The following is a 16,254-nucleotide window of genomic DNA, read 5'->3' as shown; positions in this document are numbered from 1 at the left end:
AAAGCAGTAATAAATTAACGAAAGTAATACAGGAAAAGGGGAACAATGGAATTATCAAAAGAAAAGAAAAAGTATCTTACATTGTTGGCTGAAAAATATCCAACAAAAGAACATGTATCAAGAGAGATTATTAACTTAAAGGCAATCCTAAATTTGCCAAAAGGAACAGAGCATTTTATGAGCGACATACATGGTGAGTATGAAGCTTTTTATCATATTTTAAATAATTGTTCCGGGGTAATTAGAGAAAAAGTTCAAATGGTTTTTAAGGATACATTAAGTACAAAAGAACAACAGGATTTATGTACTTTGATTTATTATCCCAAAGAGAAATTAAAACTTTTGAAAAAGCAGGACGTCATTAATGATGACTGGTATACAATGACGCTTAGAAATCTTATAAAACTGGCAGGTTTTCTTTCATCAAAATATACCCGTTCCAAAGTTAGAAAAGCAATGCCTGAAGAGTACGCTTATATTATAGACGAGTTACTTCATGCACAGCCTGATGAAGACAATAATCAATTAGTTTATCATCAGAAAATCATTGAAACAATTATAGGAATTGACAGTGCAGAAGACTTTATTATTGAGCTTACTTCTTTAATTAAAAGACTGGCTGTGGACAGACTACATATTGTTGGCGACATTTTTGACAGAGGTGAGAGGGCAGACGAAATAATTGATATGTTAATGAAATATCATACACTGGATATTGAATGGGGCAATCACGATATTTTGTGGATGGGGGCTGCAGCAGGTTCGGAAGCCTGTATTGCAAATGTTGTAAGAAATAATATTAAATATCAGAACATGTCTGTATTGGAAAACGGATACGGAATAAGTTTAAGAAGACTTCTTTTATTTGCCCAGGAAACATATCCGCATATGGAATTGTCAGATGCAGTTTACTATTCAATTACGGTGATTTTGCTTAAATTAGAAGGGCAGATTATAAAAAGACATCCTGAATATAACATGGATGACAGACTGCTTTTACATAAAATTAATAAAGAAAAGAATATAGTTGAAATAAATGGAAATGAATATGAAATAAAAGGCGAACTTTTTCCAACAGTTACAAAAGAGAATCCATACGAACTTTCTATTGGAGAAGAAGATGTTGTGAACGAATTGAAATTCTCATTTTTAAATAGTAACAGATTAAAAGAGCATGTGGAATTTTTGTATTCAAAAGGGGCAATATATGTTTGTTGTAATAACAATCTTTTATTCCATGGCTGTATTCCTTTAGATAAAGATGGAAACTTCCAGATAGTTGAGTTTGATGGCAAACTGTATAAGGGCAAAAAACTTTTAGACTATGCAGATACCGTTGCAAGAAAGGCATATTTTGGCAAGCATAATCAAAATAATTTGGATTTTATGTGGTATCTTTGGAGAGGAAAAAAATCACCTTTATGTGGTCGAAACATAAAAACTTTTGAGCGAACATTTCTAGATAATGAAGAGTTGGCTTTTGAGGAGAAGGATCCTTACTATAGTTATTATGAAGAAGAAAAAACAGCAGGTATGATTCTAATTGAGTTTGGTCTGTTTTCTCCATTATCACATATAATTAACGGTCATACACCAATTAAGGTGGGACAGGGTGAGACACCGCTAAAAGCAAATGGCAAGGTTATAGTTATTGATGGAGGTTTCTGTAAGGCTTATCAGAAAACCACAGGAATAGCAGGGTACACATTGATTTATAATTCCCATGGTATGAGAATTAAGGCACACCAGCCTTTTGAGTCAATAGAGAAAGTGCTAAATGAAAACAAGGACATAGAGTCAAGCTCTGATTCCTTTGAAACGGAACCTTATAGAGTGATGGTTGAAAACACAGATGATGGAAAAGAAATCACTGAAAATATTAAGGATTTAGAAATGCTCCTAATGGCATATAGAGAAGGAATAATTATATAAACAGAAATAAATAACGGTTTATAACCAATCTACAAGCAATCTATAAGCAATCTGAGTTAACAGACTTAATTACAGATTTTAAAAAGAACAGTAACATAAAAGAGTAGTAACAAAACAATAATAATAACAAAAAAGAGATGTTATCATATCATTATCAATGTGTTGACAGCATCTCTTTTTTATGTGAAAAATTATATTATTTTCTATATTTCCATCACTTTGCTTAAAGGAAATGATGAAGTAGTTTTATATTTATTAAATAGTTAAATAATTACATTTAAGCATTTTTTACTGAATCAAATTCATCAATAATTTCCTGTTCAGGTGCCTTTGTAAGTAAACTTATAACAATAATGAATACGCAGGCAATAATAAATGCAGGAAGTAATTCATAAATATCCCAGGCACCGCCTAATGGTCGAACGACAAATTTCCAAATAAATACCATTGCACCGCCGGCTACCATACCTGAAATAGCACCGTATTTGTTTGAACGTTTCCAGAATAAGGCAAATAACATTACAGGTCCAAAGGTTGAACCAAAACCTGCCCAGGCAAAAGAAACAATCTGGAATACTGAGCTGTCAGGATTTGATGCTAAGAATATGGCAACAATTGCAATACCAATAACTGTACATCTTGCCACGATTACTTTTGCTTTTTCTGATAATTTAATTCCTAAAACTCCGTCCATTAAGTTTTCAGTTACACTTGATGAAGCAGCAAGGAGCTGTGAATCTGAAGTTGACATTGTTGATGCCAAAATACCTGCAAGGATTACACCGGCAATTATTGCAAATAAAATACCATGTGAACTTAAAACATTTGCAATCTGAACAATAATTGTTTCTGAATCTTTTAAGTTATCAATAACGCCAACCTGTGACATTGTGTGACCGATAACACCAATGAAGATTGCTATAGCCATTGCAATAACAACCCAAACGCTGGCGATTCTTCTTGATAATTTGATTTTATTTTTATCTTCAATAGCCATAAATCTTAAAAGAATATGTGGCATACCGAAATATCCAAGTCCCCAAGCCAATGTTGAGAAAATAGTTATTATTCCATAAGGTGAAGATGAGTTAGTTGTTGCATCAAAGGTTGCGTTAAGATTAATGTAACCTGGTAAATCTTTTACATTAGAAGCAACAACATCAATACCACCTACTGAATATACTCCGTATCCAATAACAATTATTAATGCGACAGACATTACAATACTTTGGATAAAATCACTTGTACTTGCAGCCCAGAAACCACCAAGAGTAGTATAAGCAACAATTACGATTGCGCTAATAACCATGGCAGCCATATAGTCAACTCCAAATAATGAATGGAATAACTTACCACAGGCAGCAAAACCTGAAGCTGTATATGGTACAAAGAATATAATAATCATAAGAGCTGATACGCATTTAAGAACTTTTTTGTCTCTGTATCTGTTAGCAAAAAAGTCAGGAACTGTAATTGCATCTCCACAGATAACAGAATATTTTCTAAGTCTCTTTGCAACGATTAACCAGTTTACGTATGTACCAATGCCAAGACCTACAGCAGTCCAGAAAGCATTACAAATACCTGTAAGGTAGGCAACGCCCGGTAGTCCCATAAGAAGCCAGCTACTCATGTCTGAAGCTTCGGCACTCATTGCAGTAACGAAAGGTCCTAATTTTCTTCCGCCTAAATAAAAATCTTCGGTACTATTATTTACTTTTGAATAATAAACACCAATTCCAATAATTGCTACCATATAAACAATGATGGAAATTAAAATACCAATTTCTGATGTTGTCATAAAATTCTCCCCTCATAACAAAATTCTTCTATATTCTATAAAAAAAAAGAAATTTAATCAAGTAAAAAACAAAATAGTGACAAATAAAATATTAAAAAGCAACTAATAAAATATTAAAATAGCAACTAAAATAACATTAAAATAGCAACTAAAAAAGTAATTAATAAAAATAGTAAATAGGAATAAATTGAAAAATTAAGTGCAAAATAATAGTAAAAATTAAAGTGAGGATGGAAATATGGGTAGAATAATGGGAAAACAAAGCATAGCTTTTGATAATCCACCATATATTTTGGAAGGCGCTTCCATTGTAGGACAAAAAGAAGGTGAAGGACCCATGGGAAAGTTATTTGATGTGGTAGAACAGGATCCAATGCTTGGTCAGGATACATGGGAAGATGCAGAGAGTCTTTTACAAAAAGAAGTAATACAGAAACTTCTTTTTAAGTCTAATTTAAGTAAGGAAGACATCAGATACATTTTTGCAGGGGATTTGTTAGGACAACTTATAGCTACTACATTTGGCATACTGGATTTTGAAATACCTTTCTTTGGTCTGTATGGTGCCTGTTCCACAATTGGTGAAGCGTTAAGTATTGCGGCAATAACGGTAGACGGTGAAAATGCAGAAAACGTAATTGCCATAGCTTCAAGTCATTTTGCAAGTGCAGAAAGACAGTTTAGATTTCCACTTGCCTATGGAAATCAAAGACCTTATGCTGCAACCTGGACGGTAACCGGAGCTGGCGCAGTGGTGGTAAGTAAAAACAAAGGTTTTGCAAAAATCACAGGAATAACTACCGGCATAATTGTGGATTATGGTGTAAAAGATGCACAAAATATGGGGGCCTGCATGGCACCGGCAGCAGCAGATACCTTGTACAGACATTTTAAGGATTTCAACACCACACCTGAAGATTACGACAAAATAATAACCGGTGATTTAGGCATAGTTGGAAAGACAATTCTAATGGATTTATTAAGAGAAAAAGGATATGACATATCCAAAAAGCATATGGACTGTGGCGTGGAAATGTTTGATGGTAGTAGTCAGGACACACATGCAGGAGGAAGTGGCTGTGGTTGTGCTGCCACAATTCTAACATCATACATTTTTAAACAGTTAAAAAAGAAGGTCTGGAAAAAGATATTGTTTGTGCCTACAGGTGCTTTAATGTCTCCGGTAAGTTTTAATGAAGGAAACAGCGTTCCGGGAATTGCACATTTAGTACAAATAGAGGCAGATTAAAATGGCAATTAATATATATGTTTTAACTATAATCTCATAAGTAAATGAAATTGGTTAATAAGATGAATAAAATAAGATTAAATAAGATAAAAATAGAAGATTAAATAAGTACAGGTTAGTGACAATAAAAAAGTATATAATAAATAAAATTTAATTAAATATAAGAAGGATTAGAAATGATATTTATAAAAAGTTTTTTGGTAGGTGGAATTATTTGTGCCATTGTGCAAATATTTATTGATAAAACAAAACTAACTCCCGGAAGAATTATGGTAGGTTTAGTTTGCTTGGGAGTAATTTTAGGGGCAATAGGAATTTATGAACCTTTTTCAAAGTGGGCAGGCTGTGGCGCAACAGTGCCATTACTAGGCTTTGGAAATAATCTGTGGAAGGGAATGAAAGAAGCCATAGAAGAATCAGGTTTTTTAGGATTGTTTAAAGGCGGTTTTACTTCCAGTGCAGTTGGAATTTCTGGGGCGTTAATTTTCGGATATTTAGCATCTTTGATTTTTAAACCCAAAATAAAATAAAAGGTGACAAAATAGTAAAAAAACATTAAAAAAATAGCAGATGAAATAGTGAAAAAATTAACAAAATAAAAGAAAAAGTTTGCTCATAAAAGTGAAAAATAAAGTACGCTTAAAAGTATTAAGTAATCGCTATAAAAATTCAGTCCACACTTAATAAAATAAAGCTCTAAAACAAAACACTTTACAATATTAAGTTTAATGTTTGAAATACTTGATAAAGTAAAGAAATTAATATATAATTCTCTTTAGTGTGTTAAAGTGTAAAAAAAGTAATACACGAGATTAAGAAAAATATATTAAGGAGGGCTACAAATATGTCATATGTAGACGAGGTATTAGCTAAGGTTCATGAAAAGAACGCTAGCGAACCAGAATTTTTACAGGCAGTTGATGAAGTATTAGAATCACTTAGACCTGTAATCGAAAAGAACGAGGAAAAATTTAAGAGGGAAGCATTACTTGAAAGAATTTGCGAACCTGAAAGACAGATTAAGTTTAGAGTTCCTTGGGTTGATGATAATGGACAGGTACAGGTAAATACAGGATACAGAGTACAGTTCAACTCAGCTATTGGACCATACAAGGGTGGTTTGAGACTTCACCCATCAGTAAACATTGGTATTATTAAATTCTTAGGATTTGAACAGGTTTTCAAAAACTCACTTACAGGACTTCCAATCGGTGGTGGTAAAGGTGGTTCTGACTTTGATCCTAAGGGAAAATCAGATAGAGAAGTTATGGCATTCTGCCAGAGCTTTATGACAGAACTTTGCAAATATATCGGAGCAGACACAGACGTACCAGCCGGTGATATTGGAACAGGTGCAAGAGAAATCGGATATTTGTTCGGACAGTATAAGAGAATTCGTGGATTATATGAAGGTGTTCTAACAGGTAAGGGACTTACATACGGTGGTTCTTTAGCTAGAACAGAAGCTACAGGATACGGATTACTTTACTTAACACAGGAATTAATGAAAGATCATGGGGAAACAATGGAAGGCAAGACAGTAGTTGTATCAGGTGCTGGTAACGTTGCTATCTATGCTATTCAGAAAGCTCATCAGATGGGAGCTAAGGTTGTTACATGTTCTGATTCAACAGGATGGATTTATGATCCAGAAGGAATCGATGTAGATCTTCTTAAAGAAGTTAAGGAAGTTAAGAGAGCAAGACTTACAGAATATGCTGCAGCAAGACCTTCAGCTGAATATCATGAAGGACGTGGAGTATGGCAGATTAAGTGTGATATCGCTCTTCCATGTGCTACACAGAATGAATTACTTATTGATGATGCTAAGCAGTTAGTTGCAAACGGATGTAAAGCTGTTTGTGAAGGTGCTAACATGCCTACAACAATTGATGCAACAGAATACTTACAGGAAAACGGAGTTTGGTTCGTTGGTGGTAAGGCTGCTAATGCAGGTGGTGTTGCTACATCAGCTCTTGAAATGTCACAGAACTCAGAAAGACTTTCATGGACATTTGAAGAAGTTGACGCTAAATTACAGACAATCATGGTAAATATTTATCGTAACATCAGTGATGCTGCTAAGAGATACGGATTTGAAGGCAACTATGTAGCAGGTGCTAACATCGCCGGATTCGAAAAGGTTGCAGAAGCTATGGAAGCACAGGGTGTTTGCTAATTATTGTAATCAAATATAATAACATAAATAAAGGCGTGTTACTGTATGGTAGCACGTCTTTTTTTTATTGTTACATTTTCAATTATTATAGGAATGAAAGACTTAAAAAGGAGAAAAGTGAACATTCAATCCTGGTGTCAGGTGGATATGGAGGCTGACGGTGAGCAAGAGGTAGTATTACAGACAGATTCGGGAAATGAGCTTGTATTAACTTATAAAGATGGAAAAGTGTATTCTTATGCATTCCCATTTAGAGGCATGAAGAATATAAAGACAGATGGGACTTTTGAAAGTTACAAAGGAGATATAAAAAGATCAAAGCAGAAAAATAAAATTATCTTAAGGATGAAAAGATAGCTTCTATAAAAGTAATGAGATAGACGAAATATTACAAAAAATAAAAGGCTCTAGCCGTTTGGCTAGAGCCTTTTGTAGTGGGAATCTATTCTTCAGAAGTATTTTTCTTTGATGAATTACCTGAAGTTTTTGACTTTGTATCAGCTTTGGCTTTTGCAGTTGTTTTTTTATTGTTTTCTTTTGTAGAACCTTTAGAATCTGAATCGCTTTTAGCCTTAGCTGTTGTTTTACTTCCTGATTTAGCAGTTGTCTGATTCTCACTGGCGTTTGTAGTAGTAGAACTGTAATATTTTTTCTTTGTGTAGTAATTATTGCTGTTACTGTATGATTTTGTGTAACTGTTTGAATGATAATTACATTTTGCCGGTTCACTACCTTTTTTGTAATATTCAACATGAGTTTCAGGACAAACACCGTCAATGGCAACTTTTCCTGAAGAATCGCATATATCGTATGCTTTTACATTTTTTCCCTGTTTAAAGTTTGTCTTTTTGTATTTTTTTACTTTATCAATTTTGCTAACAATCTTTGACCACATTCTTTCATGGAATGCCTGATCACCTGATAATGACTTATTTTCATCATATCCTGTCCATATTGAGGCTGTAAGATATGGTGTGTAACCACAGAACCATAAGTCATATTCACTTGAAGTAGTACCTGTTTTTCCAGCTACAGGCATGTCGTCGTCAAGCTGGCAGGATGTACCTGTACCGGAAGTAACAACGCTTTCCATTGCTTCTGTTAAAAGAACCGCTGTAGATTCTTTTAAAACTGTGTGAGTAGTAGGAGTAGTTCTGTCAAGAAGAACACGTCCGTTTTCGTCAATTACCTGTGAATAAAAAGCAGGTTGTGTATATGTTCCTAAGTTAGCAATGGTTGCGTAAGCGGCAGTCATTTCTAAGTTAGTAACACCATCTGTAATACCGCCTAAAGCTAAAGGCTGATGTATATCAGATGTAACTGAACCATCTTTTTCAACACGATTATCAACAAGAGTTGTTATTCCAAAATTACATAAGTAATCGTAACCAAGTTGTGGTGTAATTGCTGTAATTGTTTTTACTGCACATACATTCATTGAGTCAGCGATGGCTTTCTTAACAGTTACTGTTCCACGATAACCACTGTACCAGTTATTAACTGAACGACCATTTGCATATCTATATGGCTCATCAACAATAGTAGTTGAAAGAGTATAGCCCATTGTGTCAATTGCAGGTGCATAAGCAGATAATACCTTAAAAGTAGAACCCGGCTGACGGGTTGAATCCGTTGCTCTGTTTAGAGAAAGGTTTACATTTTTCTTTCCACGTCCACCAACAATGGCTTTAACATAGCCTGTATTCTGATCCATTACTGTAAATGAAACCTGAGGTTGTGGATTATAGTACAATGTTTCAGCCTGAATGTAGCCTAATTTTTTCTTTACACCTTTTTTGTAATACTTTCGTTTTAAATGTTTCTTGTAAGCGTCAACTTCAGCCTTGGCTGATTCTTTTGATGAAAAGATTAACTGATAATTGCTTTCGCCTAAAACTTTTCTGTGGTAGGTACTAATATCACTTTCATCATAATTATCAACTGTGCCGTCAGGATTTTGAACTGTCCATGCCCAGTTAATTGAGTAATAAATTGAGTATGGATAATTTGCATCATTAGATGTTTCTTCGTCACAAATCTTCTGAATGTCACTATCCTGTGTTGAGTAAATTTTTAATCCGCCACTGTACACTGCGTTGTAAGCCTGAGTGTATGAGTAGCCTTTGATGGACTGTAAATCATCCATAACCTGATTAATAACTTCATCTACAAAATATGAATTAATTGAATTACTGTTTTTTTCAATTTTGTTATTAACCTTCTGAATTCTTGAGTAAACATCATCTTTTAAAGCCTGTTTATATTCCTTCTTAGTAATATGACCTGCGGCTTTCATATTCTTAAGAATCTTTTTACGTCTTTTAGCATTATGCTTAGGATTCAAAATCGGATCATAGTAAGAAGGATTCTGTGTAATAGAAGCAATTACTGCTGATTCAGAAATTGTTAATTTCTTTGCCTTCTTATTAAAATATCTTCTTGAGGCTGCCTCAACTCCTAAAGTATTAGAACCTAAGTTAATAGTATTTAGGTATGTTTCTAATATTTTGTCTTTTGATGTGACTTTTTCTAATTGAACTGCAAGATACTGTTCCTGAATCTTTCGTTTAAAAGAAGCGAGGAAAGAACTTTCATTTGTCCAGTTAGTAAAGACATTATTCTTCAAAACCTGCTGAGTTAAGGTACTGGCACCTTCTGACGGATTCATTGTTGTAAGTGCAATGAAAGCAGCTCGACCGATACCCTGTACATCAATACCGTTGTGTTCGTAGAAACGAGAGTCCTCAGTATCAATAAAAGCCCATTTCAAATGATCAGGAACCTGATCCAGACTTATCTTGATTCTGTTAGAACCGGATGTTACAAGGGTACTGATTTTTTTATTATTAGAATCATAAACAGTAGTAGCTGATGCCGAAGGCGTGATGGAAATATCATCTACCGATGGGGCACTTTTGATAATTCCATGTAAAAGTCCTAAGCCCAGAAATCCTACTGTAATAATAAGGAGAACTAAAAGATAAAGAAATACTTTTAATACTCCAACTAATGATTTTGAAACCACTTTTCTTTGTACAGAAACTAAATCTTTTTGTTTGTCAATGGTCTCTCTGTATCCAAAATTCATAGAAAACCTCCTATTCCGTTCAATTATATCAAAAGACATACATTAAATAAAGGGGAAGTTTGTCGCCAAAAATCGAATGCAAATATTAGTTTTTATAATAAAAAAGATTTGCAATATTTGTCAGTGTGGATATGGAGAAAAAAGTATGTTAAAATGGCAGAGATAAATTTTAGTTAAAGTAAAAGGAAAAAGTACATTAATGGAAGAATTTTACATGGTTGACGGTCCGGCTCAGGTAGAAATCGTAGAGAAAAAATCAAGGTTTATTGCCAATGTTTTTCCCGTTGATTCTGAGGAGCAGGCATTAGAAATAATAGAGAAAACTAAGAAACAGTATTGGGATGCAAGGCATAACTGTTTCGCTTTTGTAATAGGAAAGAACAATGAAGTGCAGAGATTCAGTGATGATGGAGAGCCCCAGGGAACAGCAGGTAAACCGATTTTGGAAGTGCTGACAAAAGGTAATATCCATAACACCCTTATAATTGTTACAAGATATTTTGGTGGTACATTGCTTGGCACAGGTGGGCTTGTAAGAGCGTACGGTCAAAGCTCTAAGGCAGCAATAGAAAACAGTCGGCTTTTGAGAGTTTGCGAAGGTGTTAGTTTTTCAGTTGAGTGTGATTACAATAGCATTGGAAAAATAAAATATATAATTGCACAAATGAATATAGAAGCAAAAGAAGAGTACGGCGCAAATGTTAAATTAGATATTGAAATGCCAAAAGAAAATTTTGAAAAATTTAAAAGTCAGGTGGTAGAGGCTACTAACGGACAGGCGGTATTTAGCAGAGTTGATGATATTGAATATAAGCAAAAATGTACTGATTAACTTCACTATATAAATACAAAATAGAAATAATGGAAAAAACGCTAGTTGTAAACGTAATAAAATACAAATAAATCCATTATAATATAATAGGAAAAGATTGAAAAAAATTAAGTTTGTGATAAAATAAATAAGGTTATGCCTATGCGCAGATTAGTGAAAGTGAGTTTTGAAATTACTTTTGAAAAAGTATATAGCGTAGGTTTATTATAGAAACTAACAATTAACACATATTATAAAAAGCAGATTAATAAATACAAATAAGGAGATAAAAGATGATTAGAGAAGATGTTAGAAACATTGCCATTATTGCCCATGTAGACCATGGTAAAACAACTTTAGTAGATGAACTTTTAAAGCAAAGTGGTGTTTTTAGAGAAAATCAGGAAGTTGCTGAAAGAGTAATGGATTCAAATGATATTGAAAGAGAAAGAGGTATTACAATTCTTTCTAAGAATACAGCAGTAACTTATAAGAATACAAAGATTAACATTATTGATACACCGGGCCATGCTGATTTTGGTGGAGAAGTAGAACGTGTTCTTAAAATGGTAAACGGTGTTGTTTTAGTTGTTGATGCTTTTGAAGGTGCAATGCCTCAAACAAGATTCGTTTTAAAGAAAGCATTAGAATTAAGCTTACCTGTTATTGTATGTATCAACAAGATTGACAGACCGGAAGCAAGACCTAGCGAAGTAATTGATGAAGTATTAGAGTTATTTATCGACTTAGATGCTAACGAAGATCAGCTTGAATGTCCTTTTGTATTTGCATCAGCAAAGCAGGGATTTGCCAAATTAGATATGGAAGATCCTGATGTAGACATGAAGCCTTTATTTGAAACAATTATTGATTATATACCTGCTCCAGAAGGTGATCCTGAAGCGGATACACAGGTTCTTATTAGTACAATTGACTACAACGATTATGTAGGTAGAATCGGTGTTGGTAAGGTTGATAATGGTACAATCAAAGTAAATCAGGATGTAGTTTTAGCAAACTATCATGATCCTGAAAACACAAAGAGAGTAAAAATCAGCAAACTTTATGAATTTGAAGGATTAAATAAAGTAGAAGTTAATGAAGCAACAGTTGGTTCAATTGTAGCTATTTCAGGTATTGCGGATATTAGTATTGGGGATACAATCTGCTCAATCGAAAATCCAAAGCCAATACCATTCCAGAAGATTTCTGACCCAACAATTTCTATGCAGTTTATGGTAAATGACAGCCCATTAGCAGGTCAGGAAGGTAAGTTTGTTACATCTCGTCATTTAAGAGACAGACTTATGAGAGAATTAAACACTGATGTTTCTTTAAGAGTTGAAGAAACAGATGAGAAGAACTCATTTAAAGTATCAGGTCGTGGAGAACTTCATTTATCTGTACTTATTGAAAACATGAGACGTGAAGGTTACGAATTTGCAGTAAGTAAAGCAGAAGTAATTTACAAGGAAGATGAACGGGGCAAGAAGTTAGAGCCAATGGAAATTTGTTACATTGATGTACCTGAAGAATTCTCAGGAGCAATTATTGAAAAATTAAGTAACAGAAAAGGTGAATTACAGGGAATGGCACCAACAGGTGACGGATTTACAAGACTTGAATTCTCAATTCCATCAAGAGGTCTTATTGGATACAGAGGTCAGTTTATGACTGACACAAAGGGTAACGGTATCATGAACGCAATGTTCGATGAATACGGTCCTTATAAGGGAGAAATCCAGTACAGAAAACAGGGTTCACTTATTGCTTTTGAAGCAGGTGAAGCGATTACTTACGGCTTATTTAATGCTCAGGAGCGTGGTACATTATTTATAGGACCTGGCGAAAAAGTATATTCAGGTATGATTGTAGGTCAGACAGGTAGAGCTGAAGACATCGAAGTAAATGTTTGTAAGACAAAGCATTTATCAAACACAAGAACATCAAGTTCTGATGAAGCTTTAAGATTAGTGCCTAAGAAGGAATTAAGTCTTGAGCAGGCATTAGAGTATATTGATACAGATGAATTACTTGAAATTACACCTGAAAGCTTAAGAATCAGAAAGAAAATATTAGATCCAACATTAAGAAAGAGAGCTAATATTAGAAAACAGAATCAATAATACTTGATTTTTATCAGGTATGTGGAAAGCATAAAATCGTGTGTGAGTTTTAATCGCACACGATTTTTGCGTTATTATTGAAAATTAATTGCACAAAAAAGTTATTTTTGACACATTCTTAAAAATAAAATCAATTACTAAATTCCTAAAGTAAAATGTAAGAGTAGCATTTAGCTGACAATATTTTAATATTTACCGGAGGAAGAATAGTAATGAATTATGAGAAGTTTGTAAAGGAAGTTAAAAGAGGGGTTGAAGACATTGTTGAAAAGGAATTAGGTGAGGGAGTAGTTGTAGTACGAAATGTTTTAAAGAACAACAATGTTAGAAGAAAAGCCATTAGTATTGTAAGGAAAGAAGAGGTGGCTACACCTACGATATATTTAAGAAATTATTTTGTAGATTTTAAGCATGGAAGAGACATGACAAATATATGTACTGAGATTTTTAACATGTATTTATATAGTATGGATAGCTTTAATGCAGATATAGATTTAAGAGACATAGCAGATTTTGAGAAAGTAAAGACCATGATACATTATAAGTTGATTAATTATGAAATGAATAAAGAATTGCTGAAAAAAGTACCCCATTTAAAGTTTTTAGATTTGGCAATTGTATTTTATATCATGGTTTCGGAAGATGGGGAAGGTCAGGCAACTGCATTAATTCATAAAGAACATTTGGAAGGCTGGGGAATTTCCAGAAAAGAACTTAGGGATATTGCGTTCAAAAATACATGGGATAAATTCCCTGTTGTAGTTACACCAATGGAAGATATTATTTCAGATATGATATTAAAAGATATATTAGGAGATGAAGACTGGGTGGAAGATGAGTTTGGAAGTAATTATGGAAATGGATACGGAGACGAATTTGGAGAAAATTTTGAGGGTGATGAAGGCGAAATAATAAGCGAAGATACAATGTACGGAGATTACACTTACGGAGAACTTAAGACTTTAGTAAGAGAAGAAGTTAATAATATGAAAATAGAAGATATTAATATGTATGTTATGTCCAATACCATGAAATTAAATGGGGCAACCTGCATTACATATCCACACGCAATAGAGAATTTTGCCAATGAACATGACAGTGATGTTTACATTATTCCAAGCTCAATACATGAAGTGATTTTAATTCCTGATATTAGCTGTTCAAGAGAATATATTGATGAAATGATAAGGGATGTAAATCGAAGACAGTTAGATCCGGTAGACGTGTTATCAGACCATGTTTATATGTATAGAAGAGATATTGGTGAGATAGAATAAAATGCATCTGGCCAGAATCGAACTGGCATTATCGCCTCCGGAGGGCGACGTTCTATCCATTAGACTACAGATGCATAGCTTTTATTTTACATTAGAATTAAGAAGGGTTCAATACCTGCTAAGTTGAATTTTAGTTTTATTTTTGATATTATGAGAGAAATTGTTGAATAAAGGAGATGTGAAACGTGGATAATCCAAAGGATTTCGAAGAAGATGAAAATAAATTATCCAAGGAAGAGCTTGATGCACTTCTAAAGGAAGTAGAAAACGATAGCAGACAGGTAGTAAGAAGAGAACAACCTGTAAAAAAGAAAAATATTAGATTTGATATGATAATTGCAGCAGTTATAGCATTTGTTATTGTAGTTGGAGGTGTTTTATTAGTAAGACATTTTGTTGTTAATACTCCATCAAAGGCAGAGAAAGCTGTAGCTGAGAATCCACTACAGGACGACAAGTATCCTGAAATAACTGACGTTGTAAAAAATTATCTCAATGCTTTTTTAATTGAAGATGACGCAAAGAGAGCTGAGACAATTGCACAGTATGTTGGAAACTTATATGACATTAACAGCGTGAAGCAAAGAACTTATGTATCGGAATATAGTGACGTTGAATGTTACACAAAGAAAGGTCCTTATGATGACACGTATGTAGTTTATGCATATTATCAGATGGGACTTAAGAATATTGACACAACAGTTCCTGCAATTACCAGATTATATGTTGTTAGGGATAAGAAAACAGGAAATGTTTATATTCAAAATGATAGTGGTGATGATATTCAAAAATACATGAATAAAGTTACAAAAGATTCTGATGTTCAGGATTTATTAAAAGATGTTCAGGAAGAATTTGAAAGTGTTAAGGCATCAGATCCTAAGGTTAAGGCTTATTATGATGCTATTAATGCTAAAGCAAATGAAAAGAAAAATGGGACTACTACAGGAACTTCAAACAATAAGAATGAAACAACTGCATCTCATACATCTAACAATGCAACAACAAAAGCATCTGTGACAACACAGGCACCTACTACAAAGGTGAATAGTGCAACAAAGCCACAGACAACAGCTTCAAAAAATAACAAAAACAAATAGAAATTAGTAGGTCAAATAAATGGAAAACGTATGTTATATAGTTGGTGCCGGAGATAACTCCGGTACCAATTTTACTAAAAAAGAAAATGATTTTGTAATAGCGGCAGATGGCGGTTTTGAAAAAATACACCAACTTGGAATAGAACCTGATTTGGTAATAGGTGATTTTGACTCTTTAGGATATGTTCCTGTTGGTGACAATGTGGAAAAGCACAAAGTAATGAAAAACGAAACAGATATGATGATTTGTGTTAAGACAGCATTGCACAAAGGCTTTAATATCATTGTGATTTTCGGAGGAACCGGTGGAAGGATAGACCATACTTTTGCCAATATACAAACACTTTTATATGCATCACAATTAGGAGCCAACATTAAGATGGTTGATGGTAATAACACATATACAGTTGTTTCAGATGGTTCGATTTCAATAACAGGAAAAGAAAAAAATATATTTTCGGTTTTTGCGATAAACGGAGTTGCTCATAATGTTACAATAAAAAATGCATTATATAATATAGAAAGCTATAAGCTTGAGGAAAACAGACCTTTAGGGGTAAGCAATCAGTTTGTAAATGCAAATCCTGTTATATCAGTTGGAAAAGGAAGTCTTCTAATTGTATATTAAACTAATCAGATATGTATACAATACTTTGCCAACTTGACAAAAAATGTTAAAGAATATAGAATA

12 protein-coding genes and 1 tRNA gene are annotated in these 16,254 nt (G+C 33.6%); 10 read left to right on the top strand and 3 right to left on the bottom strand.

All coding sequences use genetic code 11. From position 1 onward, the window contains the following. Window positions 1–45: 45 nt before the first annotated feature. A complete protein-coding gene (locus tag ACQY63_RS04330; protein WP_428244784.1) occupies window positions 46–1,932 on the top strand; it encodes a fructose-1,6-bisphosphatase in 1,887 nt (628 codons plus the stop codon). A 277-nt stretch (window positions 1,933–2,209) separates the two neighbouring features. Here the strand turns inward: ACQY63_RS04330 and ACQY63_RS04325 are convergent, their stop codons facing one another. Next, complete coding sequence (locus ACQY63_RS04325) at window positions 2,210–3,733, bottom strand: sodium/proline symporter (RefSeq protein WP_428244783.1); 1,524 nt, start codon at window positions 3,731–3,733, stop codon at window positions 2,210–2,212. Window positions 3,734–3,971: 238 nt separating this feature from the next. Between ACQY63_RS04325 and spoVAD the strand changes: the two genes are divergently transcribed. The 4 genes from spoVAD (at window position 3,972) to ACQY63_RS04305 (ending at window position 7,518) form a co-directional block, all read left to right on the top strand. Continuing rightward, window positions 3,972–4,982, top strand: coding sequence for a stage V sporulation protein AD (gene spoVAD, locus ACQY63_RS04320; protein WP_117998916.1), 1,011 nt, complete (start codon window positions 3,972–3,974; stop codon window positions 4,980–4,982). Window positions 4,983–5,158: 176 nt separating this feature from the next. Next, the gene (gene spoVAE, locus ACQY63_RS04315; protein ID WP_302690070.1) at window positions 5,159–5,512 is read left to right on the top strand and encodes a stage V sporulation protein AE; all 354 of its coding nucleotides are present in this window, start codon (window positions 5,159–5,161) and stop codon (window positions 5,510–5,512) included. Between the two features lie 314 nt (window positions 5,513–5,826). Then, the gene (gene gdhA, locus ACQY63_RS04310) at window positions 5,827–7,161 is read left to right on the top strand and encodes an NADP-specific glutamate dehydrogenase (RefSeq protein WP_022164632.1); all 1,335 of its coding nucleotides are present in this window, start codon (window positions 5,827–5,829) and stop codon (window positions 7,159–7,161) included. 45 nt (window positions 7,162–7,206) lie between these two features. Next, entirely contained in the window at window positions 7,207–7,518 is a 312-nt protein-coding gene (locus ACQY63_RS04305) for a hypothetical protein (protein ID WP_022164631.1), read from the top strand. 85 nt (window positions 7,519–7,603) lie between these two features. Here the strand turns inward: ACQY63_RS04305 and ACQY63_RS04300 are convergent, their stop codons facing one another. Next, a complete protein-coding gene (locus tag ACQY63_RS04300) occupies window positions 7,604–10,249 on the bottom strand; it encodes a transglycosylase domain-containing protein (RefSeq protein ID WP_022164630.1) in 2,646 nt (881 codons plus the stop codon). Window positions 10,250–10,448: 199 nt separating this feature from the next. Here ACQY63_RS04300 and ACQY63_RS04295 point away from each other — a divergent pair, with 199 nt between their 5' ends. The 3 genes from ACQY63_RS04295 to ACQY63_RS04285 all read left to right on the top strand — a co-directional run bounded on the left by ACQY63_RS04295 (window position 10,449) and on the right by ACQY63_RS04285 (window position 14,463). Next, window positions 10,449–11,081, top strand: a complete 633-nt coding sequence (locus ACQY63_RS04295) for a YigZ family protein (RefSeq protein WP_428244782.1) — start codon at window positions 10,449–10,451, stop codon at window positions 11,079–11,081. 272 nt (window positions 11,082–11,353) lie between these two features. Further along, window positions 11,354–13,186, top strand: coding sequence for a translational GTPase TypA (gene typA / locus ACQY63_RS04290; RefSeq protein WP_302690067.1), 1,833 nt, complete (start codon window positions 11,354–11,356; stop codon window positions 13,184–13,186). Between the two features lie 212 nt (window positions 13,187–13,398). After that, entirely contained in the window at window positions 13,399–14,463 is a 1,065-nt protein-coding gene (locus ACQY63_RS04285) for a DUF5688 family protein (RefSeq protein WP_428244781.1), read from the top strand. A gap of 2 nt (window positions 14,464–14,465) precedes the next feature. Here ACQY63_RS04285 and ACQY63_RS04280 read toward each other — a convergent pair. Further along, window positions 14,466–14,537 (bottom strand) — tRNA-Arg (locus ACQY63_RS04280). 111 nt (window positions 14,538–14,648) lie between these two features. Here ACQY63_RS04280 and ACQY63_RS04275 point away from each other — a divergent pair. Together ACQY63_RS04275 and ACQY63_RS04270 are read left to right on the top strand one after the other, a co-directional pair. Next, window positions 14,649–15,563, top strand: a complete 915-nt coding sequence (locus tag ACQY63_RS04275) for a hypothetical protein (RefSeq protein ID WP_022165366.1) — start codon at window positions 14,649–14,651, stop codon at window positions 15,561–15,563. A 19-nt stretch (window positions 15,564–15,582) separates the two neighbouring features. Continuing rightward, on the top strand, window positions 15,583–16,191 hold the full coding sequence (locus tag ACQY63_RS04270; RefSeq protein ID WP_022165365.1) for a thiamine diphosphokinase: 609 nt from the start codon (window positions 15,583–15,585) through the stop codon (window positions 16,189–16,191). Window positions 16,192–16,254 lie beyond the last annotated feature (63 nt).

Source organism: Eubacterium sp. Marseille-QA0814, assembly GCF_965119675.1.
Classification (GTDB): domain Bacteria; phylum Bacillota; class Clostridia; order Lachnospirales; family Lachnospiraceae; genus Eubacterium_G.
This window is presented reverse-complemented; position numbering and strand designations above follow the sequence as displayed.